The 25,252-nt window shown below is 71.9% G+C and carries 29 protein-coding genes and 1 tRNA gene; 13 read left to right on the plus strand and 17 right to left on the minus strand.

The window, feature by feature from the left end; all coding sequences use genetic code 11:
* The first annotated feature begins 77 nt into the window (after window positions 1-77).
* From AXZ95_RS15940 to AXZ95_RS15950, 3 genes are all read left to right on the plus strand, one after another.
* Window positions 78-974 (plus strand): thioredoxin domain-containing protein, encoded by an 897-nt coding sequence (locus AXZ95_RS15940; RefSeq protein WP_018191793.1) that lies wholly within the window; start codon window positions 78-80, stop codon window positions 972-974.
* Between the two features lie 52 nt (window positions 975-1,026).
* Window positions 1,027-1,099 (plus strand) — tRNA-Thr (locus AXZ95_RS15945).
* A 43-nt stretch (window positions 1,100-1,142) separates the two neighbouring features.
* Window positions 1,143-1,442 carry a hypothetical protein gene (locus AXZ95_RS15950; protein WP_018191792.1) on the plus strand — a complete coding sequence of 100 codons (300 nt, stop codon included), beginning with the start codon at window positions 1,143-1,145 and terminating at the stop codon, window positions 1,440-1,442.
* A 49-nt stretch (window positions 1,443-1,491) separates the two neighbouring features.
* Here AXZ95_RS15950 and AXZ95_RS15955 read toward each other — a convergent pair whose 3' ends face one another.
* From AXZ95_RS15955 to AXZ95_RS15970, 4 genes are all read right to left on the minus strand, one after another.
* Window positions 1,492-1,935 (minus strand): hypothetical protein, encoded by a 444-nt coding sequence (locus AXZ95_RS15955; RefSeq protein WP_018191791.1) that lies wholly within the window; start codon window positions 1,933-1,935, stop codon window positions 1,492-1,494.
* Between the two features lie 135 nt (window positions 1,936-2,070).
* Window positions 2,071-2,454, minus strand: coding sequence for a PLD nuclease N-terminal domain-containing protein (locus tag AXZ95_RS15960; RefSeq protein ID WP_018191790.1), 384 nt, complete (start codon window positions 2,452-2,454; stop codon window positions 2,071-2,073).
* A gap of 23 nt (window positions 2,455-2,477) precedes the next feature.
* A complete protein-coding gene (locus AXZ95_RS15965; RefSeq protein WP_018191789.1) occupies window positions 2,478-4,013 on the minus strand; it encodes a carboxylesterase/lipase family protein in 1,536 nt (511 codons plus the stop codon).
* Window positions 4,010-4,354: a YciI family protein gene (locus AXZ95_RS15970; RefSeq protein ID WP_018191788.1), complete on the minus strand. Its 345-nt coding sequence runs from the start codon at window positions 4,352-4,354 to the stop codon at window positions 4,010-4,012. Before AXZ95_RS15970 ends, AXZ95_RS15965 begins: the two co-directional genes overlap by 4 nt.
* 199 nt (window positions 4,355-4,553) lie before the next feature.
* Here AXZ95_RS15970 and AXZ95_RS15975 point away from each other — a divergent pair, with 199 nt between their 5' ends.
* A complete protein-coding gene (locus AXZ95_RS15975) occupies window positions 4,554-5,501 on the plus strand; it encodes a siderophore-interacting protein (RefSeq protein ID WP_018191787.1) in 948 nt (315 codons plus the stop codon).
* Between the two features lie 121 nt (window positions 5,502-5,622).
* Here the strand turns inward: AXZ95_RS15975 and lepB are convergent, their stop codons facing one another.
* A complete protein-coding gene (gene lepB / locus AXZ95_RS15980) occupies window positions 5,623-6,357 on the minus strand; it encodes a signal peptidase I (RefSeq protein ID WP_026307261.1) in 735 nt (244 codons plus the stop codon).
* Between the two features lie 130 nt (window positions 6,358-6,487).
* Between lepB and AXZ95_RS15990 the strand changes: the two genes are divergently transcribed.
* Both AXZ95_RS15990 and AXZ95_RS15995 read left to right on the plus strand, forming a co-directional pair.
* On the plus strand, window positions 6,488-7,921 hold the full coding sequence (locus AXZ95_RS15990; RefSeq protein WP_231374455.1) for a M23 family metallopeptidase: 1,434 nt from the start codon (window positions 6,488-6,490) through the stop codon (window positions 7,919-7,921).
* Window positions 7,922-7,978: 57 nt separating this feature from the next.
* Window positions 7,979-9,316, plus strand: coding sequence for a phosphotransferase (locus AXZ95_RS15995; RefSeq protein ID WP_018191783.1), 1,338 nt, complete (start codon window positions 7,979-7,981; stop codon window positions 9,314-9,316).
* Here the strand turns inward: AXZ95_RS15995 and AXZ95_RS16000 are convergent.
* Window positions 9,309-9,797 carry a MarR family transcriptional regulator gene (locus AXZ95_RS16000; protein ID WP_018191782.1) on the minus strand — a complete coding sequence of 163 codons (489 nt, stop codon included), beginning with the start codon at window positions 9,795-9,797 and terminating at the stop codon, window positions 9,309-9,311. The genes AXZ95_RS15995 and AXZ95_RS16000 overlap by 8 nt on opposite strands.
* Window positions 9,798-9,860: 63 nt before the next feature.
* On the opposite strand from AXZ95_RS16000, the gene AXZ95_RS16005 reads away from it, so the two are divergent.
* Window positions 9,861-10,229, plus strand: coding sequence for a VOC family protein (locus tag AXZ95_RS16005; RefSeq protein WP_018191781.1), 369 nt, complete (start codon window positions 9,861-9,863; stop codon window positions 10,227-10,229).
* 41 nt (window positions 10,230-10,270) lie between these two features.
* Here AXZ95_RS16005 and AXZ95_RS16010 read toward each other — a convergent pair whose 3' ends face one another.
* From AXZ95_RS16010 to paaA, 6 genes are read right to left on the minus strand one after another with little or no spacing between them, the layout of a single operon-like run.
* Window positions 10,271-11,041 carry an enoyl-CoA hydratase-related protein gene (locus AXZ95_RS16010; protein ID WP_018191780.1) on the minus strand — a complete coding sequence of 257 codons (771 nt, stop codon included), beginning with the start codon at window positions 11,039-11,041 and terminating at the stop codon, window positions 10,271-10,273.
* A 14-nt stretch (window positions 11,042-11,055) separates the two neighbouring features.
* Window positions 11,056-12,162: a 1,2-phenylacetyl-CoA epoxidase subunit PaaE gene (paaE, locus tag AXZ95_RS16015; protein WP_018191779.1), complete on the minus strand. Its 1,107-nt coding sequence runs from the start codon at window positions 12,160-12,162 to the stop codon at window positions 11,056-11,058.
* A 10-nt stretch (window positions 12,163-12,172) separates the two neighbouring features.
* Entirely contained in the window at window positions 12,173-12,655 is a 483-nt protein-coding gene (gene paaD, locus AXZ95_RS16020) for a 1,2-phenylacetyl-CoA epoxidase subunit PaaD (protein ID WP_018191778.1), read from the minus strand.
* On the minus strand, window positions 12,649-13,509 hold the full coding sequence (gene paaC / locus AXZ95_RS16025; protein WP_018191777.1) for a 1,2-phenylacetyl-CoA epoxidase subunit PaaC: 861 nt from the start codon (window positions 13,507-13,509) through the stop codon (window positions 12,649-12,651). Before paaC ends, paaD begins: the two co-directional genes overlap by 7 nt.
* The gene (gene paaB / locus AXZ95_RS16030; protein WP_018191776.1) at window positions 13,506-13,793 is read right to left on the minus strand and encodes a 1,2-phenylacetyl-CoA epoxidase subunit PaaB; all 288 of its coding nucleotides are present in this window, start codon (window positions 13,791-13,793) and stop codon (window positions 13,506-13,508) included. Before paaB ends, paaC begins: the two co-directional genes overlap by 4 nt.
* Window positions 13,790-14,764 (minus strand): 1,2-phenylacetyl-CoA epoxidase subunit PaaA, encoded by a 975-nt coding sequence (gene paaA / locus AXZ95_RS16035; protein ID WP_018191775.1) that lies wholly within the window; start codon window positions 14,762-14,764, stop codon window positions 13,790-13,792. Before paaA ends, paaB begins: the two co-directional genes overlap by 4 nt.
* Before the next feature lie 85 nt (window positions 14,765-14,849).
* Between paaA and AXZ95_RS16040 the strand changes: the two genes are divergently transcribed.
* Complete coding sequence (locus tag AXZ95_RS16040) at window positions 14,850-15,443, plus strand: TetR/AcrR family transcriptional regulator (protein WP_018191774.1); 594 nt, start codon at window positions 14,850-14,852, stop codon at window positions 15,441-15,443.
* Between the two features lie 87 nt (window positions 15,444-15,530).
* Here the strand turns inward: AXZ95_RS16040 and paaZ are convergent, their stop codons facing one another.
* A complete protein-coding gene (gene paaZ, locus AXZ95_RS16045; protein WP_018191773.1) occupies window positions 15,531-17,618 on the minus strand; it encodes a phenylacetic acid degradation bifunctional protein PaaZ in 2,088 nt (695 codons plus the stop codon).
* A 36-nt stretch (window positions 17,619-17,654) separates the two neighbouring features.
* Between paaZ and AXZ95_RS16050 the strand changes: the two genes are divergently transcribed.
* Window positions 17,655-18,056: a hotdog fold thioesterase gene (locus AXZ95_RS16050; RefSeq protein WP_018191772.1), complete on the plus strand. Its 402-nt coding sequence runs from the start codon at window positions 17,655-17,657 to the stop codon at window positions 18,054-18,056.
* Here AXZ95_RS16050 and AXZ95_RS16055 read toward each other — a convergent pair.
* The 4 genes from AXZ95_RS16055 to AXZ95_RS16070 all read right to left on the minus strand — a co-directional run bounded on the left by AXZ95_RS16055 (window position 18,031) and on the right by AXZ95_RS16070 (window position 21,437).
* Window positions 18,031-18,918: a 3-hydroxyacyl-CoA dehydrogenase family protein gene (locus tag AXZ95_RS16055; protein WP_018191771.1), complete on the minus strand. Its 888-nt coding sequence runs from the start codon at window positions 18,916-18,918 to the stop codon at window positions 18,031-18,033. The genes AXZ95_RS16050 and AXZ95_RS16055 overlap by 26 nt on opposite strands.
* Window positions 18,915-19,661, minus strand: a complete 747-nt coding sequence (locus AXZ95_RS16060) for an enoyl-CoA hydratase/isomerase family protein (protein WP_018191770.1) — start codon at window positions 19,659-19,661, stop codon at window positions 18,915-18,917. The genes AXZ95_RS16055 and AXZ95_RS16060 overlap by 4 nt, the downstream gene beginning before the upstream one ends.
* Window positions 19,658-20,842 carry an acetyl-CoA C-acyltransferase gene (locus AXZ95_RS16065; RefSeq protein ID WP_018191769.1) on the minus strand — a complete coding sequence of 395 codons (1,185 nt, stop codon included), beginning with the start codon at window positions 20,840-20,842 and terminating at the stop codon, window positions 19,658-19,660. The genes AXZ95_RS16060 and AXZ95_RS16065 overlap by 4 nt, the downstream gene beginning before the upstream one ends.
* A 166-nt stretch (window positions 20,843-21,008) precedes the next feature.
* Window positions 21,009-21,437, minus strand: coding sequence for an Lrp/AsnC family transcriptional regulator (locus AXZ95_RS16070; protein WP_018191768.1), 429 nt, complete (start codon window positions 21,435-21,437; stop codon window positions 21,009-21,011).
* Between the two features lie 127 nt (window positions 21,438-21,564).
* Here AXZ95_RS16070 and pdhA point away from each other — a divergent pair, with 127 nt between their 5' ends.
* The 4 genes from pdhA to AXZ95_RS19890 are packed head-to-tail and all read left to right on the plus strand — an operon-like array spanning window position 21,565 to window position 25,237.
* The gene (pdhA, locus tag AXZ95_RS16075; protein ID WP_018191767.1) at window positions 21,565-22,719 is read left to right on the plus strand and encodes a pyruvate dehydrogenase (acetyl-transferring) E1 component subunit alpha; all 1,155 of its coding nucleotides are present in this window, start codon (window positions 21,565-21,567) and stop codon (window positions 22,717-22,719) included.
* The gene (locus AXZ95_RS16080) at window positions 22,716-23,768 is read left to right on the plus strand and encodes an alpha-ketoacid dehydrogenase subunit beta (RefSeq protein ID WP_018191766.1); all 1,053 of its coding nucleotides are present in this window, start codon (window positions 22,716-22,718) and stop codon (window positions 23,766-23,768) included. Before pdhA ends, AXZ95_RS16080 begins: the two co-directional genes overlap by 4 nt.
* Window positions 23,765-25,099, plus strand: a complete 1,335-nt coding sequence (locus tag AXZ95_RS16085; protein WP_018191765.1) for a dihydrolipoamide acetyltransferase family protein — start codon at window positions 23,765-23,767, stop codon at window positions 25,097-25,099. Before AXZ95_RS16080 ends, AXZ95_RS16085 begins: the two co-directional genes overlap by 4 nt.
* A gap of 15 nt (window positions 25,100-25,114) precedes the next feature.
* The gene (locus AXZ95_RS19890) at window positions 25,115-25,237 is read left to right on the plus strand and encodes a hypothetical protein (RefSeq protein WP_018191764.1); all 123 of its coding nucleotides are present in this window, start codon (window positions 25,115-25,117) and stop codon (window positions 25,235-25,237) included.
* Window positions 25,238-25,252: the final 15 nt, after the last annotated feature.

Consider the following 25,252-nt stretch of genomic DNA (forward strand, 5'->3'; position numbering starts at 1 on the left):
GCCGGAGGTGCGCCACCCGCCGCGTCCCCCGCGCGGCCCGTTCGACCCGAGAGCAGTATTCGGAAGATATGAGCCCTATGACCGATCCCGACGACAGTCGCAACAGCGACGTCCGCGCGGCTGCGCGGGAGAAAGCACGACAGCTCCGCACCACGCAGCAGCGCAGGGACCGCCGGAACCGGCTGCTGCTGTCCGGCGGCATCGTCCTCGGAGTCCTCGCGGTCGTGGCCATCGTCGCCGTCGTGATCGTCAGCGCCATCCGTCCGACCGTCCCCGGTCCCAAGAACATGGCCAGCGACGGCGTCGTCGTCGGCTCCGGACTCAAGGTCAAGACGACGACCGCTCTCGCCGCCGACGCGAAGCCGGTCGCGAGCACGCCGGACCCGGCGGGCAGCACGGTCGACATCCGCATCTACGCCGACTACCTCTGCAAGCTGTGCGGCGACTTCCAGCGCACGAACCTCGAGCAGCTCGAGCCGCTGGTGAAGAACGGCGCGGTGACCGTCGAGATGCACCCGGTCGCGATCTACACCAGCCACTCCGCGGGCACGAAGTACTCGCTGCGCGCGGCCAACGCCGCCGCCTGCGTGGCCAATTACGACCCCAACGCCTTCTGGAAGTTCAACGCATCGCTGTTCGAGAAGCAGCCGGCGGAGGGCGGCCCCGGCCTCAGCGACGACACCCTGAAGAAGCGCGTGGATGCGGCGGGCGCGACCCGCACGAGCGAGATCGACTCCTGCATCGACGAAGGACGCTTCAAGACGTGGGTGACCACGGCGAGTGACCGGGCGCTCAGCGGCCCCATCCCGAACTCGGACGTCAAGAAGATGACGAACGCCCTGCTGGTGCTGGTGAACGGCAAGCCCTACACCGGGTCACTGACGAGCGCGGACGACTTCAAGGCCTTCGTGCTGCAGGCGCAGGGCGACGAGTACTCGTCGACGGCGACGCCGACGCCCACACCGTCTCCCTGATCCGGCGCGTCCGCCCGCTGCCCTAGGATGGGGTCGGCGGGAGACCGCCACCGCCGGCTTAGCTCAGTTGGTAGAGCACTCGCCTTGTAAGCGAGCGGTCGCGGGTTCGAGTCCCGCAGCCGGCTCCGTCGCGTCATATTCCGGGGCCATCGGACGTCTCTTGCAGGTGTGACCGATGACAGCCGCACCGAGCTCCCGACCGCCCTCTCCTCCCGTGAGCACTACGTTCTGGGAGTGCCCGAGCGCGCACAGCGCCTGGAGGCCGACACCGTGGCCGCAATCGCGGCAGCCGTGGTCGGCGTCGTGTGCGTGCTGGCGTCCGCCGTCGGTGTGATCGCGTTGTTCGTCGCCCCGCTCGGGGCGGGCGCTGTCGTTCTGTCGTCCGTGGTGGCCGGCGCGGTCGCGACGACCCTGCTCGCGGGCGGCATCTGGGCCTGGTTCACCGATCGGCGCGGCCACGGCGTGTGAGTCGTTCGCGAGGTCGCAAGACGAGCCGCCGCGCGCTCAGCCGGCGGATTCAGTCGGCGCGCGCGGTGCCCGTCGCGGCGAGCAGCAGCCGGTCGAGGGCGTCCGTCGGCGTCGTGGCGTAGCGGATCGCCACATCCCACACCCGCTCGTAGGCGGCCTCGCTGACGGCGAGCGACCGCGGGTCGCTGCGCTCCCACGACGGCTCACGAACCGGGAGGCGGAGCATCCGCTCCCGGAGCAGGAACGCGATGTTGTCGGCGGGTGCGATGCCTCGCTGGCCGTCGCGGATCGACATGACGAGGTCGCCGATGGTCGTCGCGTGCCGTACCTGCGCGATGGTCATGCCCGCGAACCGGGCGAACTCGTCGACCGTGAGCAGGTCGGGGAGCTTCGCCGCGTACTCCTGCGCGATGGCTCCGCGGAGCTGCATCCACGCGGCCCTCCGCTGCTCGACGCTGCCGGAGGTGCGCTCCGTCGTTGTGATGTCGGCCATTCTGTTTCCCCCGATCCTTGGGCGTATCGACGATGCCGTCCTACCCATAAGGGACGAGGTGTGCCGCGTCCGCATGACGCGGCGCACAGGACCCGCTCAGGTCCGGTCGCGCAGCCGGGGCTCTGCAGACGTGCGTCAGGCCGTCTCGCCTGCGTCCGTCCGCCGCCGCAGCTCCTCCTCGAGCCGCCGGATGCGCTGGTCGCGTTCGGCCTCCGCGATCTCGCGCTCGAGTGCGGCGAGCTGCGCCTCCGTGCTGCTCTGTGCGAGGTCGTGCCCCGGGGCCGACGCTGTCGGCTCTGCGTGGACCGCCGGCATCCGGAGCGTCCGCCGGGGACGGGAGGACGCCGCGTACTCTCGGCCGACCGCGAACCACAGGATGCTGCCGATCAGGGGCAGCAGGATCACGACGAACACCCACGCCAGCTTCGGCAGGTGCCGCACCTGGTCGCTCGGTCGCAGGATGATATCCACCAGGGCGAACACGAACAGCGTCATGACGAGCAGCGGGATGACGAGCATGCCGCCGAGTCTAGAGGGAACGCTCAGCCGAAAGTCAGGACCTGCTCGCCCCAGCCGGCACGCAGGCGGGCGTCGAGATCGGGCACGACCCGGTCGGTCGCGCCGATGACGAGCGTCGCACGGCGGTGCGGTTCGTACGTCGGCCAGCCCGTGCCGGGCACGCCCGTGCGGGCGAAGTCCGCCCAGCGCCGGCGCATCCGCTCGGAGACCGCTTCGGCAGTCCGTCGGCCACCGAGCAGGAACGACGGGTCGCGGGGGAGGGCGTCGAATTCGCCCCAGACGTACGGCAGGTCCGTCGCATGGGACGCCCCGACGCCGGTGATCCGGAGCAGGGGAGGCGCAAAGTCGAAGCGGTAGAGGTGGGTGGGGGCGACGGCGCAGTGCCCTGCGGCGACCCAGAGGGCCGGCATCCTGAACGCGATGTCGGTGGCGACGCGGACGCCGCGTGCGGGACGCCGGCGGCCGTAGGCCGAGAGCACCCGCTCGCGCTCGGGGAGGGATGCGCCGCCGCGCTCCTGCTCGGAGCGCATGGCGTCGAACATCCGGCGCAGCGCGGTCCGCCGGATCGGGAGCAGCGGCGACCGCATCAGCCGGAACAGCGTCGCCTCGTCGTGGGTACTTCCGATGAGGAGCGGGACGGGCATCCCACGTCCATCGCTGAGCACACGGATCGGCGCCTCGGGCAGCAGATCGTCGCCGACGACCGGGGCGAAGGCGAGCATCCCGGGATGTTCGCGCGGGATCTCCGTGTACACAGCTGCGCCCGCATCCACGATCGCCTCGACCTGGACCCCGCGGAGGACGCCGGGCGTCCGCGCGCCGGGGCCGAGCCGTTCGACGAACGCCCGGGCCACCGTCGCAGCGCGCTCCGGCCCGTACATCGACCCGGCGGGCGGGCTCTGCGCGATGGCCCGGTGGAACAGGCCGGCCGCCGCGGGAGAAGCGAGCAATGCGGTGACAAGGCCGGCGCCCGCGCTCTGGCCGAACACGGTCACCGAGTCCGGGTCGCCGCCGAACGCGTGGATGTTGTCGCGCACCCAGCGGAGCGCGAGCAGCACATCCCGCAACGCGACATTCGTCTCCGCGTCGTCCACCCCGACGCTGCGTACGTCGAGGAAGCCGAGCGCGCCCAGGCGGTGGTTCAGGGTGACGAGCACGACATCCCCGTCCGGCACGAACCGGTCGCCGCGGTAGATGCGCTGGCTTGATGCGCCCAGCGCGTACGCCCCGCCCTGCAGCCAGACCATCACCGGACGGAGACCGCCGGACGGGGGTTCGTAAGACGGCCGGATGACGTTGAGGAACAGGCAGTCCTCATCCATCCGCGTTTCGCCGGGCGGCCCGAGGGGCACCGCCGGGTTGGGGCGCTGCGGCGCCGCCGGCCCGAAGGCGACCGCATCCACGACGCCGCTCCATGGGGCAGCAGGCACGGGCGCGCGCCAGCGGAGCCGGCCGGTCGGCGGCTCGCCGTAGCGGATGCCGCGCCACGTGGACACACGGCCGTCGTCGCGTCCGCGGACCGCGCCCGCGGACGTGACGACGACCGGCCGACCGTTCACGCCGGGGCGGTCTCGTCCCACTGCATGAACGGGCGCAGCTCGAGCTGGCCGTTGCGTGCCATCGGGTGCCGCGAGGCGATCTCGATGGCCTCGTCCAGGTCCTCGACCTCGAGGATGTCGAATCCGCAGATCCACTCCTTGGTCTCGGCGAAGGGGCCGTCGGTGACGTAGCGCTTCCCGTCGCGGACGCGGACGACCCGCGATTCGGTCGGAGCCTGCAGCACCTCGCCGATGACGCGCTTGCCGCCGGCATCCAGCTCGTTCACCCAGATGTCGACATCGGACTCGTCCGACACGGTGTCCCGCTGGGAGTCGGTGACCACGAACATCATGTACTTCATCGTTCTTCCTCTCGATCGCGAACGCTTTCATACCGGACGTCGAACGAGACGGCCCCTGCTCGACATTCTGGCCCGGGACTTCCCGATCGCGAAGGAATCGGGGCGGGGGATCGGGCACGGCGGTCTCGGATCGCCAGGAGCCTCGAGAGGAAGTTAGTGTAGCCTTACCTTAGTCCCGCCCCTGCTTCGGAAGGCCGCCGTGACCATCCTCGCCCCCACCCGCACCGAGCGCCCCCGCCCCGCGTACCGGCCCTATCGCGTGGCCGTCGAGCGGATCCAGCGGCTCAGCCCGCACTTCACCCGCGTCACCTTCCGGTGCGACGACTTCACGCACTTCGGGACCGAGTGCCTCGACCAGCGGATCAAACTCCTCTTCCCGCTCGCGGACGGCTCGTACTCCGACCTCGGCATCGACGACGAGGAGGCCCACTTCGCGGGCGACTGGTACGAGCGCTGGCGCGCCCTCCCGGACCACCTCCGCAACCCGTTCCGCACCTACACCGTGCGGGCGATCGACACCGATGGCTGCCGGCTCGACGTCGACTTCGTCGTCCACGCGGACGGCGGCCCCGCCTCCCGCTGGCTGCTCGGCGCGGCCCCCGGCGACGAGATCGTCGTGATCGGACCGGATGCGCGCAGCGAGCACCGCGGCGTCGGCATCGACTGGCGCCCGGGCGAGGCGCGCGAGCTGCTGCTCGTCGGTGACGAAACAGCTGCGCCGGCCATCGCATCCATCCTCGAAGCGCTGCCCGGCGGGTGCCGTGCGCGGGCGTTCATCGAGGTGCCGTCGGCGGACGACGCTCTCGAGCTCCGGCTGCCGGCTCACGCCTCCGTCACCTGGCTGTGGCGCGGCGACGCGGTGACGGGAACCGAACTCGTGCCGGCCGTCCAGGGCTGGCTCGCCGAGAACCCGCACGTCGTCGCGGCGGCGTCGGCGACCGCCTCGCAGAACCTCGACGAGGTGGATGTGGACCGCGACATCCTGTGGGAGACCCCGGAGGACACGCATCCCGGCTTCTACGCCTGGATCGCGGGGGAGTCGGCGGCCGTCAAGACGCTGCGCCGGCTGCTCGTCCGGGACAACGGCATCGACCGCTCCCGCGTCGCCTTCATGGGCTACTGGCGCCTCGGCCGCTCCGAGAACTGACTCTCGCGCCCTTTCCGCCCACCGTCGAGTCCGCACAAATTGCACGCGACGCGCCGTCGCGGCGTGCAAAGTATGCGGACTCGACGGTGGGGGGAATCGGCGAGGGCGGAAGCGGCGAGGGCTACTTGTCCTCGCGCTCGACGCCGCGGAAGACGTCGGGGTAGTCGTCGAGCCACGACCAGTGGCTGGCCGGCCAGCTGATCACGAACGCTTTGCCGACGACGTCGGAGAGCGGCACGAAGCCCTTGCCCGGGTCGTCCATGTGGTAGCGCGAGTCGGCCGAGTTGTAGCGGTTGTCGCCCATCACCCAGACCGAGCCTTCCGGCACCGTCACGTCGAACGACTTCTCGGACACCGCCTGAACTCCGGCGGGCAGCAGCACGTAGGGCTCCTTGAGCGGGACGCCGTTCACGCTCATCTGACCGAGCGCGTTGCAGCAGCTGATGTGGTCGCCCGGAAGGCCAATGAGGCGCTTGACCAGGTGCTGGTCGGAGTCCGAAGCGCCCAGACCCACGAAGTCGAGCACCGCGCCGACGCCCTGCTGGAAAGCATTGCCGGTCTCCGGCGGTGCCGGCGGGAGCCATCCACCCGGATCCTTGAACACGACGACATCGCCGCGCTGCAGACCGAAGACCTTCGGCTGGAGCTCGTTGACGATGATGCGGTCGTTGATCTGGAGGGTGTTCTCCATCGACCCGGACGGGATGTAGAACGAGCGGGCGACGAACGTCTTGATCAGGAACGACACCAGCACCGCCACCACGAAGATGATCACCACATCGCGCAGCAACGTCTTCCAGCTGGACGTGCGCCGGGCGGATCGTCGCGGGCGCGCGGTGGCAGTACTGTCGGTCACAATCTCTCACCGTAACGTGCGGATGCTGTGAGCCGCATCCGACCTCGAACGGGTGTCTTGTTCCCCACCCCGAGCGGTGAGAGCATCTCACTACAGGCCGAACGGCGTATGCCGCCGGCCCGTTCTGATCATGCACGCATCGCTCGGACGACACAGGAGAGCGACGCGACCCGGGGGGCCGCGCCTGACTCCCGCGTGGGCGGCGCTGGTTCTGGTCGCCGGCAGCCTGCTGGGCGTCTCCTCGCCCGCCGTGGCCGACGAGTGCACCACCGAGTGCGCGCCCGCGGCGACGGACGGATCGGGCGCCTCGGGGGCGGATTCGACGGGCGACACGCCAGCGACACCGGATCCGACGCCGTCGGGCGATCCCGACCCGACACCGGATTCGACACCCACGCCCGATCCGACCCCGACCCCGGACCCGACGCCGACTCCGACACCGACCCCCACTCCCACTCCCACGCCCAGCCCGTCGACTCCTCCGACGTCCCCCGCTCCGCCCGCACCTAACCCGCCCGCAGCCCCGGATCCGGCGCCGTCGGATGAGATCACTCTCAGCGTTCCCGACCTCCCGCAGTTCCCCACGGTCGACCCGGCCGACCTCGAGCGGGCCGTGCAGCTGGCCAGCGACCTCGCCTCGGCGCAGGCGCAACTGGCCGACGCGATGAACGAGTCGGAGGCCGCCCAGCGCGAGCACGACCAGGCTCAGGCCGCGGCGGACGCCGTGCAGAAGCAGGCCGACGCCGCAGCCGAGCAGGCGCGCAAGAGCGCCGCGTTCGCGACCGCGCTGATCCGTTCGTCCGGCACCCACTTCCTGACCCAGGATCCGCTCAGCGCCGCACTGCAGGGCTCCGGCGACCTGTTGACCAAGCTGGGCGCCGCCGACCGGCTCGCCGCCCTCTCGAAGGATCGCGACGCCGCCATCCGAGAGGCCTCCGCCGAGAAGAAGCTCGCGAAGAGCTGGGCCGAGAAGGCGCAGAACGCGGCGGACGCGGTCGCAGCGGTGGATGTCGACAGCAGCCAGCAGGCCGTGGCCGACGCGCAGGCCCAGGTCAACGCGGCCTCCGCCGCTCTCGCCGCCGCGCCGACCGTGATCGAGGCCGGCTCCGGCTGGCAGGTGCTCACCTCCGACCCGACACTCGTCGCGAGCGGGTGGGCGCTCCCCGTGCAGGGGTCGCTCACCGACGTGTTCGGCCCGCGGCCGTCGCGTCCCCTCGGCACCGACCCGTTCCATCCCGGTGACGACCTCGGCGCCGCTTGCGGAACCACCATCTACGCGGCTGCAGCCGGTACGGTCGTGCGCGCAGGGCCGTACAGCGGATACGGCAACTTCATCCTCATCGACCACGGCGGGGGCGTGCAGACCGCCTACGGCCACATCCGCGACGGGGGAATCGGGGTGACCGCCGGACAGCAGGTCGCGGCGGGCCAGCCGATCGCCCAGGTCGGGTCGACGGGGCTGTCGACCGGCTGCCACCTGCACTTCGAGGTGCGCGTCAACGGCCTGCAGATCGACCCGCAGCCCTTCCTGGCCGCCCGCGGTGTCGTGCTCGGCCGGCACTGATCCTCAGGATTCGCTGGACGCGGCGCGCAAACGGCGGAGCGGGCGTACGGTTCAGGCATGACCGAACTCACCGAGCTGGTCGGGACGTGGATGCGACGTCAGCGCTGGTACTCGACGAAGAACGTCGAGCCGCGCCTGCGGCTTCTCGCGTCGTTCGACGCCGAACCCGTGGACGCCGATGTCCGCGTCGTCACCCACTTCTTCTGCGACGAGGCACCCCGTACACCGCGTGTCTATCAGGTGCCCGTCGTGGCGCGCGCGAGCCGCGACGGCGATGAGGCCGCGCTGATCGGCGAGGCCGGAGGACGGTACCTCTACGACGGTCCGACGGAGGAGGCGTATGTCGCGTCCCTCGTCCAGCTGATGACCGGCCAGGAGCACGCCGAGGGCCGGGATGCGCACGCGCAGGGTCACACGCTCGGCGAGCGGATCGCGGTGCGCTCGTCGCGGCGGCTGACCGGGGAGCAGTCGAACACCTCCATCGTCGGCGAGCTCGAGGACGGCCGCCTCGCCCTCATCAAGGTGTTCCGCGTGGTGCAGGACGGCGAGAACCCCGACGTCTCGACGCTCGCCGCGCTCACCGCCGGCGGATCCAGACGGACACCCTCCCTGCTCGGCTGGCTCACCGGCAGCTGGCCCACGCCGTCGGGCGGGACCGCATCCGGCGAGCTCGCCCTCATGCAGGACTTCGTGCCGGGCGCGGAGGACGGCTGGGAGCTGGCGGTCAGCGCCGCCGAGCGCGGCGAGGACTTCACCGACCGCGCGTATCAGCTGGGCGCCGGCACCGCGGAGCTGCACCGCCTCATGGCGCGCTCGCTGCCGACGAAGCCGGCGACGAAGGAGGATGTCGCGCTCGCCCTCGACGGCATGTTCCGGCGTCTCACGGTCACGACGACCGAGGTGCCGGAGGTCGAGGACCTCCGGGCCGGGATCGCCGCCGTCTACGAGGACGCGGCCGCTGCGCCGCTCCCGCTGCTGCAGCGCATCCACGGCGACCTCCACCTGGGCCAGGTGCTGTACGCGCCCGACCGCGGCTGGCAGTTCATCGACTTCGAGGGGGAGCCGCTGCGCCCGCTCGCCGAGCGCGCCCTGCCCGACGCGACCATGCGGGATGTCGCCGGGATGCTGCGCTCGTTCGACTACGTCGCCGGCTCCCTCGCGCGGAGGGAGACGCCGGTGGATGCGACGGCCTGGGCCGCGAACGGCCGCCAGGCCTACCTCGACGGGTACGCGTCGGTCGCCGGCTCCGAGGTCGAGGACTTCCGCCTGCTCCTCGACGCGTTCGAGCTCGACAAAGCGGTGTACGAGATCGCGTACGAGGCGCGGCACCGGCCGGCGTGGATCCCGATCCCGCTGTCGGCGGTGCAGCGGCTGCTGGCGACCCGCGTCAGCTGACGCCGCCGCCGGGCTTGACGCCGCCGCCGCCGCTGCGCTCGCCGCGGAGCGACGCGATCATGCTCCGCAGGATGCGGCGGGCGGCCGCCTGCTCCGTCTCCGTGAGTCCCGAGAGCATCCGGACCTCCACGGATCGCACGGCCGCGCTCGCCTGCTCGAGGCGCCGACGGCCGCGCGCGGTGAGCCGGGTGGGCAGGACCTTCCCGACGGGTGCCTCCGACGGGCGCGTCACGTCCCCCTCCCGCTCCAGGGCCTGAAGGAGCACATTCATCGACTGGCGGGTGACGAAGGTTCCGCGCGCGAGTTCGGAGTTCGAGAGGCCGGGCCGCTGCGACAGCAGCTCCAGGCACGAGTAGTGCGTGATGGTCATGCCGAGAGGGCGGAGGACATCCTCCATGGCCGCACGCAGCGTGCTCGACGCCTCCTTGAGCAGGTAGCCCAGCGACGTCTCGAGGTCCACGCCGACTCCGTCTTGACTCATGTCAGTATTCTGACATAGATTGAGCCGTGTCAGATAACTGACACGAAAACGAAGGAGCATCCCATGCCCGCCACCGGACCCGACTTCCTCTCCCTGCAGGTGCGTGATCTCGACGCATCCCAGGCCTTCTATGAGCGCTACCTCGGACTCGTCCGCTCGCAGGCAGGGCCTCCGCACGCCGTGGTGTTCGACACGACGCCGATCGCGTTCGCGCTCCGCGACCTGGTGCCCGGCACCGACCTCGACGCAGCAGCGCAGCCCGGGATCGGCGCAGCGATCTGGCTCCACGCGACCGACGTCCAGGACATCCACGACGCGCTCGTCGCCGACGGCCGCACGATCGTCGCCGCACCCATCGACGGCCCGTTCGGCCGCACGTTCACGTTCGCCGACCTCGACGGCTACCACATCACGCTGCACGACCGCGTCTGACGGCCGGTCGGCAGCGACCGTGCGCTGAAACCGGAAGCGCCTCAGTGGCCGGTGAAGCCCGGCTTCCGCTTCTCCTGGAAGGCGCGGAAGCCCTCGCGGTAGTCGTCGGTGTCGCGCAGGGACGCCTGAGCGGCATTCTCGGCGGCGACAGATCCCCACAGGTCCAGGGACCCGTCGCGCAGACCCGAGACGATCCTCTTGCTCGCGAGGAAGGCCTGGGTGGCGCCGGATGCGGCTGCCGCGGCCGCCGCATCCACCTCTTCGCGCAGGGCGTCGGCGGGAAGCGCCCGTGAGAACAGGCCGCCAGCAACGGCTTCGGCGCCCGAAAGGAGCCGCCCGGAGTAGATGAGGTCGAGCGCGCGGTGCGGACCGAGTCGCGAGACCAGCAGCCAGTGGCCGCCGGAGTCGAGGGCGGCCCCCAGGGCGGCGAACGGGGAGCCGACCTTCGCGTCGTCTGCGACGTAGACGACATCCGTGGCGATCAGGAGTCCGAGGCCGACACCCAGGCAGGCGCCCTGGGCGGCGGCGAAGGTCGGCGCGGGGAAGGCCGCGATGCGCCGAAGCAGCGGCGTCACCAGGCCGTCCAGATAGCCGCTCACGTCGTCGGTCGCGGGGTCGACGCCCGCGATGTCGCGTCCGGCGCAGAACGCGCGGCCCTCCCCGCGCAGCACCAGGGCGCGCACGCCGGCGGCCTCCGCGTCGGCGTAGGCCGCATCCAGCGCCCGGAGGTCGTCCGGGCCGAGCGCGTTGAGCCGCTCAGGCGCGTTCAGCGTGATGCGGGCGATCCCGTCGGTGATGTCCAGGTCGATCACGGGGCCTCCGCTGTTCAGACGTCGTAGTCGACCACGACGCGGTCGGTGAGGGGATGGGACTGGCAGGTCAGCACGTAGCCGCGCTCGAGCTCCTCGGGCTCCAGCGCGTAGTTCTCCGTCATCCGGACGTCGCCGCTGACCAGACGCGCACGGCAGGTCCCGCAGACACCGCCGGTGCACGCGAAGGGCACGTCGGGGCGCACCCGCAGGGCGGCGTTCAGCACCGACTCGTTCGCATCCACCGGTGTTGTGACCGTCGAGCTGAGCCCGTCGAGCGTGAACTCGATCTCGGCTGTGCGCTCGCCGTCGTGCACGACCACCGGACGGCCGGCGTCGCCGCGCGGCTCGACCGGGTCGCCGGTCGTGAACAGCTCGAAGTGGATGCGCTCCCGCTCCACCCCGTACGTCTCGAGCACATCGCGGCACAACTGGACGAGCTCGAACGGTCCGCAGAGGAACCACTCGTCGACGGTCGCCGGCGGGATGAGCGTGTCGAGCATCCTGCGCAGCCGGTCCTCGTCGATGCGGCCCGAGAGAAGGGGAGCCGACCGCTGCTCGCGGGAGAGGACGTGGTGCAGCGCGAGCCGGGACGGGTAGCGGTCCTTCAGATCGGCGAGCTCCTCCAGGAACATGACGTCGATGGCCGTGCGGTTCGTGTACACGAGCGTGAACTGCGCGGTGGGGGAGCCCGCGAGGATGCTGCTCGCGAGCGCCATCAACGGGGTGATGCCGGATCCCGCTGCGATGCCGACGACGTGCCGGCCGTCGACGCGGGATGGGTCGACGGTGAACGTGCCCTGCGGGCTCATCACGTCGATCCGGTCGCCCGGCCGCAGTTCGCTCGTCGCCCAGGTCGAGAACGCGCCGCCCAGGTCACGCTTGATCGCGACGCTGATGCGGCCGGCGTGTTCGGCGGTCGGCGGCAGCGGCGGCCGGCAGAGCGAGTAGCTGCGCCGCAGCTCCCGGCCGTCGACGTGGGCGCGGAGGGCGACGTGCTGCCCGGGCAGGTAGTCGTACTCGCCCCGGAGCTCCTCGGGCACCGCGAAGGTGACCTCGACGCTCGCCGCCGTCAGCGGCCGCACCTCGGCGACCGCGAGCGTGTGGAACCGTGCCCGCGCCATCAGTCCGGCCTCACAGCGCCTTGAAGTGGTCGAACGGCTCGCCGCACGACCGGCAGACGAACAGCGCCTTGCAGGAGGTCGACCCGAAGTGCGCCACCTCGCGCGTATCGAGCGAGTCGCAGTGCGGGCACTTGACCGACATGCTCAGACGGACCGGGCCTGCGGCCGACGGCGGAGCGATGCCGTACTCCTTCAGCGCGCTGCGGCCTTTCGCGCTGATCCAGTCGGTGGTCCACGCGGGCGACAGCACGAGCCGGACCCGCACGTCGCCGAACCCCTCCGCGGCCAGGGCGCGCACGACATCCTCGCGGATCGCATCCATCGCCGGACATCCCGAGTACGTCGGCGTGATGACGACCTCGACGCCGGTGTCCGAGACGGTCACCTCACGCAGCACGCCCAGATCGTCGATGCTGAGCACCGGCACCTCGGGGTCCACTACGGCTGCGACCGCCGACCACGCCCGCGCGGCGTCCGCGTGATGCGTCACCACGACGCCCCCGGATGCTGGCGGGCGAGCACTTGCAGTTCGGCGAGCAGCGGCGCGAGATACTCGGAGTGGCGGCCCAGGCGGCCACCGCCGGCCGCATGGAAGGCGGTCGGCGGCTCCAGCTGCGCCTCCGTGAGCACAGGGGCGACCTCCGCCTCGAACGGCTCCCGCAGCGACGACGGCCGCACGGCGACGCCATCGAGTGCGGCGAACAGGTCGTCGCCTCCGGCCGCGTCGTCCGAGAACAGCTCGTCGACGTACGGCCAGACGTCCTCCATCGCGCGCAGGGTGCGGCGGCGCGACTCGTCCGTGCCCAGCGCGAGGCGCAGCATCCACTGGTCCGCGTGGTCGCGGTGGTAGTCGACCTCCTTCACCGCCTTGGCGGCGACGCCGGCGAGCACCGGATCGGTGGATGCGCGCAGCCGCTCGTACAACGGGTGCAGATAGTGCGCGGCGGCGAACTGGCGGACGATCGTGTGGGCGAAGTCGCCGTTCGGCTGCTCGAACAGGTGCGCCGAGCGGAACCCGGTCTCGTCGCGCCAGTAGGCCAGGTCATCCTCGGTGCGTCCCGTCGCCGAGCCGGCGTAGCGCAGCAGCGATCGGGCGTGGCCGAGCAGGTCGAGGGCGATGTTCGCGAGGGCGACATCCTCCTCCAGCTCCGGCGCGCGGGTGATCCAACCGCCCAGGCGCTGCGCCAGGATGAGCGCGTCGTCGCCCAGCCACATCGCGTACTCGGCGACCTCGGGCGAGGCCGGGGCGTCGGTGGAGACGAACTCCTCGGAGAGGACGACGGCGCTGAGTTCGACGTGGCCGTGGTCGGTGTCGGCGTCGGCGAGGCCGTGGTCGGTGTCGGTCACAGGTGCTTCACCCCCTCTGCGGCGGTGTAGTAGGTGGCGTGGCGGAAGTTCTTGCCCTCCGGCGCGGTGAAGAAGGCGTCCTTCGCATCCGGGTCGCTCGCCGTGATCAGGTCGGAGCGCACCACCCAGATCGAGACGCCCTCGCCGCGCCGGGTGTACAGGTCGCGGGCGTTCCGCACCGCCAGCTCCTCGTCGGGGGCGTGCAGCGAACCGACGTGCACGTGGCTGAGGCCGCGCGAGGCCCGGACGAAGACCTCCCAGAGCGGCCACGCCTCGGCGGTCATGCGACGGCCTCCGCGGTCTCGCGGGCCGAACGCTGCTTCTCGGCGTACGCGGCCGCCGCCTCCCGCACCCAGCGGCCGTCCTCGTGCGCCTCGCGCCGACGCTGCAGGCGCTGCGCGTTGCAGACGCCGCGACCCGCGATGACCTCCTGCAGCTCGCTCCAGTCGATGGGGCCCAGGTCGTACGCCTGACGCTCCTCGTTCCAGCGGAGCTCCGGGTCGGGCAGCGTGACGCCGAGCGCCTCCGCCTGCGGGACGAGCATCGCGACGAAGCGCTGACGCAGGTCGTCATTCGAGAAGCGCTTGATCTTCCACGCCATCGAGCGGGCCGAGTTGGGGGAGTCGCCGTCGGGCGGTCCGAACATCATCAAGGACGGCCAGTACCAGCGGTTCACCGCGTCCTGTGCCATCCGCTGCTGTTCGGGGGTGCCGCGCATCAGCGTCAGCAGGATCTCGAAGCCCTGTCGCTGATGGAACGACTCCTCTTTGCAGATCCGGACCATCGCGCGGCCGTACGGCGCGTACGAGCAGCGGCAGAGCGGCACCTGGTTGCAGATCGCGGCGCCGTCGACCAGCCAGCCGATCGCGCCGATGTCGGCCCAGCTGAGGGTCGGGTAGTTGAAGATCGAGGAGTACTTGGCGCGGCCGGAAAGCAGCTGCTCGGTGAGTTCGTCGCGCGTGATGCCGAGGGTCTCGGTCGCGGAGTAGAGGTAGAGCCCGTGGCCCGCTTCGTCCTGCACCTTGGCCATGAGGATCGCCTTGCGCTTCAGGCTCGGGGCGCGCGTGATCCAGTTGGCCTCCGGCTGCATCCCGATGATCTCGGAGTGGGCGTGCTGCGACATCTGCCGGATGAGCGTGCGGCGGTAGTCGTCGGGCATCCAGTCGCGCGGCTCCACGCGGGAGTCGGAGGCGATCAGTTGGTCGAAGCGTGCGCGGCCGTCGGTGTCGGTCGGCGCCTCTGTGGTGGTGGTCATCGTCGACCCTCTCCTCGCAGATCATTACTTACTGATCGTTCGTTCAGTATATCCACGGGAGGGGCGCGCATGCCAGACTGGGCGCGTGACCGAGACGCTCCGCTCCGACGCCCTGCGCCGAGGCCGGCCCGGCTACGACCAGCGGGGCATCCTCGAGGTCGCGGTCGCCGCGTTCAACGAGCACGGCTACGACGCGACCTCCATCGGGATGCTGGCCGACCGCCTCGGACTGTCGAAGTCGGCGATCTATCACCACGTCTCGTCCAAGGACGAACTGCTCGCCCTCGCGCTCGACGAAGCCCTCGACGGGCTGGAGGGCGTGCTGCGGGCGCCCGAGGCGACGACCGGGCCGGCGGCCGACCGGCTCGCCTACGTGCTGCGGGGCGCTGTGCGGGTGCTCGCCGACCGGCTGCCGTACGTGACGCTGCTGCTGCGCGTGCGCGGCAACACCGACGTGGAGCGGGCGGCGCTGGCCCGTCGCCGCGCGTTCGACCACGCGGTCGCCGAACTGGTGGCCGAGGCGCGGGCCGAGGGCTCCTTGCGCACCGACGCGGATCCCGCGGTCGTCGCGCGTCTCCTCTTCGGCATGATCAACTCCCTCACCGAGTGGTACACCCCCGCGGGCCCGCTGACCCCCGACGACCTCGCCGACACCATCCTCGCCCTCGCCCTCCGCTGACCCGCGATTCCGACCCCCGTCGAGTCCGCAAACTTTGCACGTTTTCGGGGCGCGCGGCGTGCAAAGTTTGCGGACTCGACGGTGGGGCTATTTGGCTACGAGGGTCAGGACGTCGTAGGTGGCCACGAGCTCGTCGTGCTGGTTCAGGATGCGCGCATCCCACCGCACCTCGCCGTAGTCGTCGGTCTCGCGCGGCGTGATCTGCTTCGCCGTCAGGGCGACGCGGATGCTGTCACCGGGCACGACGGGCGTCAGGAACCGCAGGTCCTCCAGCCCGTAGTTGGCGAGCACCGGCCCCGGCGCCGGGTCGACGAACAGTCCGGCCGCCCACGACACCAGCAGGTACCCGTGCGCCACCCGCCCGGGGAAGAACGGGTTGGCGGCCGCGGCCTCCTCATCCATGTGCGCGTAGAACGTGTCGCCCGTGAACGCCGCGAACGTCTCGATGTCGTCGAGCGTGATCTGCCGCGAGCCGGACTGCACCTGGTCGCCGATTCGCAGGGTCGCCAGCGACTTGCGGAAGGGATGCGGCGGCTCGGCCGACGCGGCGGCACCGGGATGCCACACCCCGGTGATCGCGGTGAGCAGATCGGGAGACCCCTGCAGCGCCGTCCGCTGCATGTGGTTCAGCACCGCCCGGATCCCGCCCAGCTCCTCACCGCCTCCGGCTCGCCCCGGCCCGCCGTGCACGAGGTGCGGCATCGGCGAGCCGTGGCCGGTGGAGGTGCGGGCGTCGTCGCGGTCGAGCACCAGGATGCGCCCGTTGTAGGCCGCAGAACCCAGCACGAATATGCGCGCGAACTCCGGATCGTGCGTCGCCACGCTGGTCACGAGCGACCCGCCGCCGCGCGCGACCAGCGCGACCGCCTCTTCCGCCGTGTCGTACGACAGGACGCTCGCGACCGGCCCGAACGCCTCGACGGTGTGCGCCTCCGGCGTCCACGCGTCCGCGAACCGCAGCAGCACCGGCGCGACGAAGGCGCCCTCGGGGGCTGCGCCGGTCGTGCCGTCGGCCCGCACGACGGTCGGCTGGTCGAGTCCGCCGATCACCAGCTCTCCGCCCGCCGCGACGAGCCGTCCCACCTGGCGCAGCACCTCCTCGCGCTGCGTGCGCGAGGCGAGCGGCCCCATCGTCACGCCCTCGGCGCGCGGATCGCCGATCACGACGCGCGCAGCGATCCGGTCGCGCACCGCCGCGATCACGGAGTCCGCGAGCGGCGTCGGGACGATCGCCCGGCGGATGGCCGTGCACTTCTGCCCGGACTTGGCCGTCATCTCGACGACCAGTCCCTTCACGTACGCGTCGAACTCCGGCGTCCCGGTGACGGCATCCGGCCCGAGCACCGACGCGTTGATCGAGTCGGTCTCGCTGGTGAACCGCACCCCGCCGGTCTGCACCGAGTCGTGCGCCTTCAAACGTTCGGCAGTGGATGCGGACCCCGTGAACGCGACCAGGTCACCGAGCCGCAGGTGGTCGAACAGGTCGGGGACCGATCCGCTCACCAGCTGCAGGGAGCCCGCGGGCAGGAGCCCGGACTCGACCATGATCCGAACGGCGGCCTCGGCCACGAACGCGGTCGGGGTGGCGGGCTTGACCAGCGTCGGCATCCCGGCGAGGAAGGACGGGGCGAGCTTCTCGAGCATCCCCCAGACCGGGAAGTTGAACGCGTTGATCTGCACGGCGACGCCCGGCAGCCGGGTGTAGACGTGGCGGCCGAGGAAGCTGCCGTCCTTCGACAGCTGCTCGGCGGGACCGTCGAGCACGACCTGCGCGTTGGGCAGCTCGCGCCGTCCCTTCGAGCCGTAGGTGAACATCGCGCCGATGCCGCCGTCGACGTCGATCCAGGCGTCGGCGCGGGTCGCGCCGGCCTGGGCGGACAGCTCGTACAGCTCGTCCTTGCGCTCGGTGAGCGCCTGCGCAAGCTGCTTGAGCAGCAGGGCGCGCTGGTGGAACGTCAGCGCGCCGAGGGAGCGCTGCCCGACGGTCCGGGCGTGGTCGAGCGCGCCCGCGAGGTCGAGGCCGGCGGTGCTGACCCGCGCGATGACGGCGCCGGTGGAGGCGTCGAGCACCTCGGCGGCGCCGCCCTCGGTACCGTCCTCCGTGCCGCCGCCGGCAGCACCGACCGCGGATTCGGGCGTCCACCATTCATCGCGGATGTAGCTGGGCAGGATCATCGAAGGCCTCCTCGAGTGGATGCGTATGCTGGCGGCATGGCCGACGGCGACTGGACGATCGAACTGGGTGAGCTCGACGTGAAGATGGGGGTGCGCATCCTGGAGCAGTCCGCGGAGCGCGTCGTGGCGACGATGCCGGTCGAGGGCAACCGCCAGTCGTTCGGGCTGCTGCACGGCGGCGCGTCGGTCGCGTTCGCGGAGGCCCTCGGGTCGTGGGCGGCGGTCATCCACGCCGGTCCTGGACGCAGCGCGGTCGGCGTCGACATCAACGCGACCCACCACCGGGCGGCGCGGTCGGGCCTCGTGACCGGGGTCGCGACCGCGATCCGGCTGGGCCGCACCATCGCATCGCACGAGATCGTCATTACCGACGAGGACGGCAACCGGCTCTGCACGGCGCGCATCACGAACCTCATCGTGGACGCTCCCCAGCGGTAGCGATCGGCGACCCGTCCTCACCCCAGGAGAAGAACCCCTGGCCGGTCTTCCGGCCCAGCATCCCCTCGGCGACCATGCGCCGGAGCAGCTCCGGCGGCTCGAAACGCGGCCCCAGCTCGCGGGCGAGGTACTCGGCGATGTCGAGCCGCACATCCAGCCCGACCAGGTCGGTGAGCCGCAGCGGACCGACGGGATGCTTGTAGCCGAGCTCCATGGCGGTGTCGATGTCGTCGGGGGTGGCGACGCCCTCCTCGACCATCCGGATGGCCTCCAGCCCGAGCAGCACCCCGAGGCGGGAGGAGGCGAAGCCGGGGGAGTCGCGCACGGTGATCGCCGTCTTGCCGAGCGCGCGCACCCACCGTTCGGCCGCCTCCCCGGCGGTGGCGGCGGTCGCCGTGCCCAGCACGACCTCCACGAGAGTGGATGCGGGGACCGGGTTGAAGAAATGCAGCCCTAGGAACGCGCCTGGCCGGGTCAGCCCCTCCGCCAGGGTGTCGATCGACAGGGATGACGTGTTCGTCGCGAGCACCGCGTCCACCGGCAGCAGCTGCTCGGCGCGGGCGAGGGCATCCCGCTTCAGGTCGAGCAGCTCGGGCACCGCCTCGATCGCGAGGCCCGCGCCGTTCAGCGCCTCCCAGGTCACGGTGACGAGCAGGCGCGCGGGGTCGGGGGCGGAAGAGCCGCGGCGGACGCTGCCCTCGACCGCGGTGAGGATGCGGTCCCGCGCCTCCGACGCGGCGGTCGCGTTCTGCTCGACCACGGCCACCTCCGCACCCGCCATGAGGAACGCGTGCGCGATGCCCGCGCCCATCCGTCCACCGCCGATCACGGCGACCCGCTCGGGCAGCCCCGTCGTGCTCATCTCCTGCTCCTCCGCTCCAGGAACTCGGTCATCCTCCGCCGCTTCTCCGGCGACTCGAAGAGCACCGCCTGCGCCTCACGCTCGGCGGCGGGATGCCGCTCGGCGGGCTCGCGCAGCACGCGTTTGGTGAGCCGGGTCGCCTGCGGGTCGTTCGCGGCGATGCGGTCGGCCAGGGCGTGGGCCCCTGCAAGCAGCTCACCCGGCTCGAACAGGTCGCCGACGAGTCCTGCGGCCAGCGCCTCCTCGCCCGTCAGGATGCGCCCGGTCAGCACCAGCTCGGTCGCGAGCGGCAGGCCGACGAGCTCCGGCAGCCTCCACAGCGCGCCGGCGGCGGCGATGATCCCGAGGCCGGTCTCCGGGTTGCCGATGCGCAGACGCGGGGTGCCGATCCGCAGGTCGGCCGCGTAGGCGAGCTCCGCTCCGCCGCCCAGCGCGTACCCGTCGAGGGCGGCGATCACGGGCATCGGGAGCATCGCGATGCGGGTGAAGATCGTGTCGTTGATGCCGCTCGCGGCGTCGGCGGCGGTCCGCTCGCGCAGCTCGGCGATGTCGGCACCGGAGGCGAAGATTCCGCCCGACCCGGTGAGGATGAGGATGCGCGGCTGCACCTCCAGCGTCGCGCAGACGCGGTGCAGCTCGTCCACCATCTGCTGGTCGATCGCGTTGCGGCGCTCCGGCCGGTCGAGCGTGACCACGACCCGGTCGCCGCGCTCCTCGACCGCGAGGGTGCTGTACCCGGTCATACCGCCTCCACGATCAGCGAGGTGCCCTGGCCGACGCCCACGCACATGGTCGCGAGCCCGCGTCGTGCCCCCTCCCGCTCCATCCGGCCGAGCAGGGTGACGAGGATGCGCGACCCGCTCGAGCCGAGTGCGTGGCCGAGGGCGATGGCGCCGCCGTCCGCATTGACGACCGCGGGGTCGAGCCCGAGACGGCGGATGCACGCGATGGCCTGGCTGGCGAACGCCTCGTTGAGTTCGATGGCGCCGAGGTCGGAGACGTCGAGCCCGGACCGGGCGAGGGCCTTCTGTGTCGCGGGCACCGGACCGAGCCCCATGACCTCCGGGGCGACGCCGGCGCTCGCCGCGGCGACGACCCGGGCCCGGGGTTGCAGTCCGTATCGCTCGACGGCCGCTGCGCTCGCCACCACGATCGCCGATGCTCCGTCGTTCAGCGGCGACGCGTTGCCTGCGGTGACGACACTGCCGCCCGCGACGACAGGCTTCAGACGCGCCAGCGCATCCATCCCGGTGTCGCGGCGGATGCCCTCGTCGGCGGTGACCGTGCCGCTCGGTGTCTGGACCGGCAGCAGTTCGGCGTCGAACCGTCCGCCGTCGGCCGCGGCCGCAGCTCGCCGGTGGCTCTCCAGGGCGAAGGCGTCGGCCTCTTCGCGCGTGATGCCGTCGATCCGGGCGACCTCTTCGGCCGTCTCGGGCATCGTGTAGGTCGCCTTGTCGCGTTCGAGCAGGCGCGGGTTCGTGAACCGCCAGCCGATCGACGTGTCGTACTGCGGGCCGGGCTTCGCCCAGGGGCGTTCCGGCTTCGCCTGCACCCAGGGCGCACGCGTCATCGACTCGACGCCGCCCGCGATCACCAGGTCCGCATCCCCGGCGCGGATCGCCTGCGCCGCCTGGATCACCGCGGTCAAGCCGGATGCGCACAGCCGGTTGACGGTCATGGCCGGCACCGCGTCGGGCAGCCCGGCGAGCAGGACGGCCATCCGGGCGACGTTGCGGTTGTCTTCGCCGGCCTGGTTCGCGGCGCCCAGGATCACCTCGTCGAGGGCATTCGGGGGAGCAGCCGCTCGGCGCACCGCCTCGGCGACGACGAGCGCGGCGAGGTCGTCGGGCCGGACACCGGCCAGCGCGCCGCCATAGCGACCGACGGGCGTGCGTACTCCGCCCACGAGGTAGGCCTCCGCCATCGCGCTCTCCCTCGAACCCGAATTACCGAACGAGCGTTCAGCAATTGCATCGTCGCAGAATCGCCGCCCCTGGGCAACCCGTCCGTCGGCTCCCGCCGGCGAGGGGTCGCAACACGCCGTTATCCGGCGCGCATAACGGCGTGTTGCGACCCACCAGAGCCGGCCGTCAGCGCTGGTCGTGGTCCTCGAACACCAGCGACGTCTTGGTGTCCCGCACCGACGGGATGCTCGTCAGCTCCTCCAGGACCACCCGCCGCAGGTCTTCGTTGTCGCGGGCGCGGACCAGCAGGATGACGTCGAAGTCGCCGCCGACGAGGGCGAAATGCTCCACCTCGGGGATCTGCCGCAGCCGGTCGCGCAGGTCGTGCCAGGCCGCCTGCTCCACGCGCATGGTCACGTACGCCGATGACCGGCGTCCGGACAGCCGCGGGTCGACCTTCGCGGTGAAGCCGGTGATGACGCCGTCCGAGACCAGCCGGGAGAGCCGCGCATACGCGTTGGCGCGCGACACGTGCGCCGCCTCCGCGACCGCCGTGATGGAGGCGCGGCCGTCGGCGCGCAGAGCGTCCAGGATGCGTACGTCGATGTCGTCCATGGTGCTGGACAGTCTGGCACTCGAACGCGCCCAGCGCATCCATTCGTCTCGACTCCGGCGCACCCGTAGCATCCGGGGTCCAGCGAAGTCATCCTGATGATGAGCGACGTCTTTCAAAGGAGAACGGATGCACGCCGACGCACCGCTGCGCGCGGACGACCTGCTGCCGGGCGACACCCCGCTGCGGCTCATCGACCAGGACGGGTCCGCGGACCCGAGCGGCCACGCCGCCCTCGCGCCCGACCGCGTCCCCGACCAGGACACCCTGCGGGACGGTTACCGCCGCCTCGTCCTCGCCCGCCGCCTCAACGACCAGGCCGACGCCCTCGTCCGTCAGGGGCGGCTCGCGGTGTACCCGTCGTCACACGGTCAGGAGGCCAGCGAGATCGCCGCGGCGATGGTGCTCGGCGAGCGGGACTGGCTGTTCCCGACCTACCGTGACACCGTCGCGGTGATCGCGCGTGGCGTCGACCCGTTCGAGGCGTTCGTGCTGCTCCGCGGCGACTGGCACTCCGGCTACGACCCCAACCGGCACCGCGTCGCACCGCAGGCGACGCCGCTGGCGACCCAGCTGCTCCATGCGGTCGGCTTCGCCCACGCGGCCGGCCTCCGCGGCGAGGACACCGTGGTGCTCGCGATGTGCGGCGACGGCGCGACCAGCGAGGGGGACTTCCACGAGGCGCTCAACTTCGCCGCCGTCTTCCACCTGCCCGTGGTCTTCCTGGTGCAGAACAACGGCTACGCGATCTCGGTGCCGCTCAGTCGGCAGACGGCCGCGCCGAGTCTGGCGCACAAGGGCGTCGGCTACGGGATGCGCGGGCGCCTCGTCGACGGCAACGACCTCGCCGCTCTGCTCGCGGTGCTCGGGGAGGCCGTCGAGGAGGCGCGCGAGGGCGGAGGCCCGACGCTCGTCGAGGCGGTCACCTACCGGGTCAAGTCGCACACCAACGCCGACGACGCCACCCGCTACCGCACCTCCGACGAGGTGGAGCCGTGGCTCGCGCGCGACCCGCTGGTCCGGCTGCGCGCCTGGCTGACCGAACAGGGCGCGCTCACCGAGGGCGACGACGCCGAGGCGCACGCGCACGCCGAGAGGGTCGCCGCTGACCTCCGCACGGCGATCATGGCCGACGCCGAACCGCATCCAGAAGACCTGTTCGCCCATGTCTACGCCACCCCGACCCCGCAGCTGCGCGAGCAGGCCGAGCAGCTCGCCGCAGAGCTCCGCGCCGCCGACGCGGGCCACGCGGGCCAGCCGACCAGCCAGGAGGCCGCACGATGACGCTCATGCACGACGCTCCCGCCGAACGCCCGGCCGGCGCGGAACCGGAGCAGGCCGCATCCACCGCACCCGCCACGATGACGATGGCGCAGGCACTCAACCGGGCCCTCGCCGACGCGCTCGCCGCCGACCCGTCCGTCGTCGTCTTCGGAGAGGACGTCGGCGCCCTCGGCGGCGTCTTCCGCATCACCGACGAGCTGACCGCCCGCTTCGGCGAGAGCCGCTGCTTCGACACTCCGCTGGCCGAGTCCGGCATCGTCGGCACGGCGGTCGGCATGGCCATGAACGGGATGCGCCCGGTCGTCGAGATGCAGTTCGACGCCTTCGCGTATCCGGCTTTCGAGCAGATCGTCGACCACGTCGCCAAGATGGGCAACCGCACGCAGGGCCGCGTGCGCCTTCCGATGGTGGTGCGCATCCCGTACGCCGGCGGCATCGGCGGGGTGGAGCACCACTCCGACTCGTCGGAGGCGTACTACGTGCACACGCCCGGGCTGACCGTGGTGTCGCCCGCGACCCCGCAGGACGCGTACGGGCTGCTGCGCGCCGCCATCGCGCATCCCGACCCGGTCATCTTCCTCGAGCCGAAGAAGCTGTACTGGTCGACCGGCGAGGTGGATGTGGAGGCGCCGCTTCCCGAGATCGGCCGCGCGCGAGTCGCCCGGGAGGGCGACGACGTGACGTTGATCGCGTACGGCCCGTCCGTGCCGGTCGCGCTCGCCGCCGCCGAGGCCGCAGCGGAGGACGGACGCAGCGTCGGGGTCATCGACCTGCGGTCGCTGGTCCCGTTCGACGACGAGACGGTGTGTGCGGCGGTCCGCCGCACCGGCCGCGCGGTCGTGGTGGCGGAGGCGCCCGGTTTCGCCAGCATGGCGGCCGAGATCGTGGCGCGGGTGTCGGAGCGCTGCTTCCACCACCTGCTCGCGCCGGTGCACCGTGTGGCCGGGTTCGACACCCCCTTCGCCCCGCCCAAGCTGGAGCGGTTCTACCTGCCCGACGTCGACCGCGTGCTGGATGCGGTGGATGCGCTGCAGTGGGAGGACGCATGACCGCACGGGTGTTCACCCTTCCCGACCTCGGAGAGGGCCTGACCGACGCGGAGCTGGTGCGCTGGCTGGTCGCGGTCGGCGACACCGTCGTCACCGACCAGCCGATCGCCGAGGTCGAGACGGCGAAGTCCGTCGTCGAAGTGCCGTCGCCGTACGCCGGGCGGATCGCTGCGCTTCATGGCGCGGAGGGCGAGAACATCCTGGTCGGCGCCCCGCTGATCGAGGTCGAGGAGGAGGCGGCGGAAGCGCCGGCGACCTCCAGCGGTTCGGGCGCGGTGCTGGTGGGGTACGGCACGACGGCGCACGCCGGTCGCCGGCCCCGGGCCTCCCGCACTGCGACGCTCGAGCCGCCGCGCGCGACCACCGTCACACCGCCCCGGCCTCGCGTCGTCCCCGTCGTCTCGCCCGTCGTCCGCGCGCTCGCCCGCAGCCATGGCATCGACCTCTCGACCCTCCGCCCGGGCCGCCCGGACGGCGTCGTCACGCGGCACGACGTGGAGGCGGCGCTGTCGGCGCGCGCGCAGGTGCCGGCGCGCGCATCCACCGCCACGCCGTCGCCGACGGCACCCGCGGCACCCGCGGCACCCGCCGCTTCCGCGGAGACCGACCCGCGCACCGGGCTCACCGTGCGAGAGACGGCCGCGTTCTCGCGCCTGCGCCGCACGGTCGCCGAGACCATGACGCGCAGCCGCGCCGAGATCCCCGAGGCGACGGTGTGGGTGGATGTGGATGCGACCGAGCTGTGGGACGGGCGCCGTCGCCTCGCCCGCACGGGTCGCGCTCCCTCGTTCCTCTCTTTCGTGGCCCGGTTCGCCCTCACTGCGCTCGCCCGGCATCCCGAGCTCGCCGGACGCGTCACGACCGACGGGCAGAGCCTGCAACTGTTCGAGGGCGTCAACCTGGGTTTCGCCGCCGACACCGACCGCGGGCTCCTCGTCCCGGTCGTCCGCCGGGCCGACCGGCTCTCCGTGCGCGAGCTGGACGCGGAGCTCGACCGTCTGGCGCAGGCGGCCCGCGAGGGCACCCTCCCGCCCGCCGATCTCGCCGGCTCGACGTTCACGATCAACAACTACGGAAGCCTGGGGGTCGACGGCAGCGCGGCGATCATCAACCACCCCGAGGTCGCCATCCTCGGCCTCGGCCGGGCGATCGAGCGGCCGTGGGTCGTGGACGGCGCGATCGTGCCCCGCCGCATCCTGCAACTGTCGCTCGTGTTCGACCACCGGGTCACCGACGGGGGAGTCGCTGCGGGGTTCCTGCGCGACATCGCCGACGCGATCGAGTCGCCCCTCGGCGCGCTGGCGGACACGCCCGGCGCTGTCGCCGGCTGAGCGTAGGGTGGCGGCATGAGCGACAAGAAGAACGACGACGACTACGACCTCACCGAGGAGAAGGAGGTCGCGCCGGAGGAGAACATCGACTGGCTGCCGAAGCCGGAGCCGACCGACGGCGAGGCGCCCGCTCCCTGAGCAGTGTCGCCGGCG

The organism is Leifsonia sp. 115AMFTsu3.1 (assembly GCF_004362795.1).
In the GTDB taxonomy this organism is placed as follows: domain Bacteria; phylum Actinomycetota; class Actinomycetes; order Actinomycetales; family Microbacteriaceae; genus Leifsonia.

What these genes read in the sequence shown, in the direction of transcription:
- AXZ95_RS15990 (WP_231374455.1), top strand. Translation starts at nt 6,488, where the DNA reads ATGCACGCATCGCTCGGACGACACAGGAGAGCGACGCGACCCGGGGGG.
- AXZ95_RS16060 (WP_018191770.1), bottom strand. Translation starts at nt 19,661, where the DNA reads ATGACCGGGTACAGCACCCTCGCGGTCGAGGAGCGCGGCGACCGGGTC.
- AXZ95_RS16005 (WP_018191781.1), top strand. Translation starts at nt 9,861, where the DNA reads ATGCCCGCCACCGGACCCGACTTCCTCTCCCTGCAGGTGCGTGATCTC.
- AXZ95_RS16080 (WP_018191766.1), top strand. Translation starts at nt 22,716, where the DNA reads ATGACGCTCATGCACGACGCTCCCGCCGAACGCCCGGCCGGCGCGGAA.
- AXZ95_RS16070 (WP_018191768.1), bottom strand. Translation starts at nt 21,437, where the DNA reads ATGGACGACATCGACGTACGCATCCTGGACGCTCTGCGCGCCGACGGC.
- paaA (WP_018191775.1), bottom strand. Translation starts at nt 14,764, where the DNA reads ATGACCACCACCACAGAGGCGCCGACCGACACCGACGGCCGCGCACGC.
- AXZ95_RS16050 (WP_018191772.1), top strand. Translation starts at nt 17,655, where the DNA reads ATGGCCGACGGCGACTGGACGATCGAACTGGGTGAGCTCGACGTGAAG.
- AXZ95_RS16055 (WP_018191771.1), bottom strand. Translation starts at nt 18,918, where the DNA reads ATGAGCACGACGGGGCTGCCCGAGCGGGTCGCCGTGATCGGCGGTGGA.
- AXZ95_RS15940 (WP_018191793.1), top strand. Translation starts at nt 78, where the DNA reads ATGACCGATCCCGACGACAGTCGCAACAGCGACGTCCGCGCGGCTGCG.
- AXZ95_RS15955 (WP_018191791.1), bottom strand. Translation starts at nt 1,935, where the DNA reads ATGGCCGACATCACAACGACGGAGCGCACCTCCGGCAGCGTCGAGCAG.
- AXZ95_RS15960 (WP_018191790.1), bottom strand. Translation starts at nt 2,454, where the DNA reads ATGCTCGTCATCCCGCTGCTCGTCATGACGCTGTTCGTGTTCGCCCTG.
- pdhA (WP_018191767.1), top strand. Translation starts at nt 21,565, where the DNA reads ATGCACGCCGACGCACCGCTGCGCGCGGACGACCTGCTGCCGGGCGAC.
- paaE (WP_018191779.1), bottom strand. Translation starts at nt 12,162, where the DNA reads ATGGCGCGGGCACGGTTCCACACGCTCGCGGTCGCCGAGGTGCGGCCG.
- paaB (WP_018191776.1), bottom strand. Translation starts at nt 13,793, where the DNA reads ATGACCGCCGAGGCGTGGCCGCTCTGGGAGGTCTTCGTCCGGGCCTCG.
- AXZ95_RS19890 (WP_018191764.1), top strand. Translation starts at nt 25,115, where the DNA reads ATGAGCGACAAGAAGAACGACGACGACTACGACCTCACCGAGGAGAAG.
- paaZ (WP_018191773.1), bottom strand. Translation starts at nt 17,618, where the DNA reads ATGATCCTGCCCAGCTACATCCGCGATGAATGGTGGACGCCCGAATCC.
- AXZ95_RS16000 (WP_018191782.1), bottom strand. Translation starts at nt 9,797, where the DNA reads ATGAGTCAAGACGGAGTCGGCGTGGACCTCGAGACGTCGCTGGGCTAC.
- AXZ95_RS16065 (WP_018191769.1), bottom strand. Translation starts at nt 20,842, where the DNA reads ATGGCGGAGGCCTACCTCGTGGGCGGAGTACGCACGCCCGTCGGTCGC.
- AXZ95_RS15970 (WP_018191788.1), bottom strand. Translation starts at nt 4,354, where the DNA reads ATGAAGTACATGATGTTCGTGGTCACCGACTCCCAGCGGGACACCGTG.
- AXZ95_RS15995 (WP_018191783.1), top strand. Translation starts at nt 7,979, where the DNA reads ATGACCGAACTCACCGAGCTGGTCGGGACGTGGATGCGACGTCAGCGC.
- AXZ95_RS16085 (WP_018191765.1), top strand. Translation starts at nt 23,765, where the DNA reads ATGACCGCACGGGTGTTCACCCTTCCCGACCTCGGAGAGGGCCTGACC.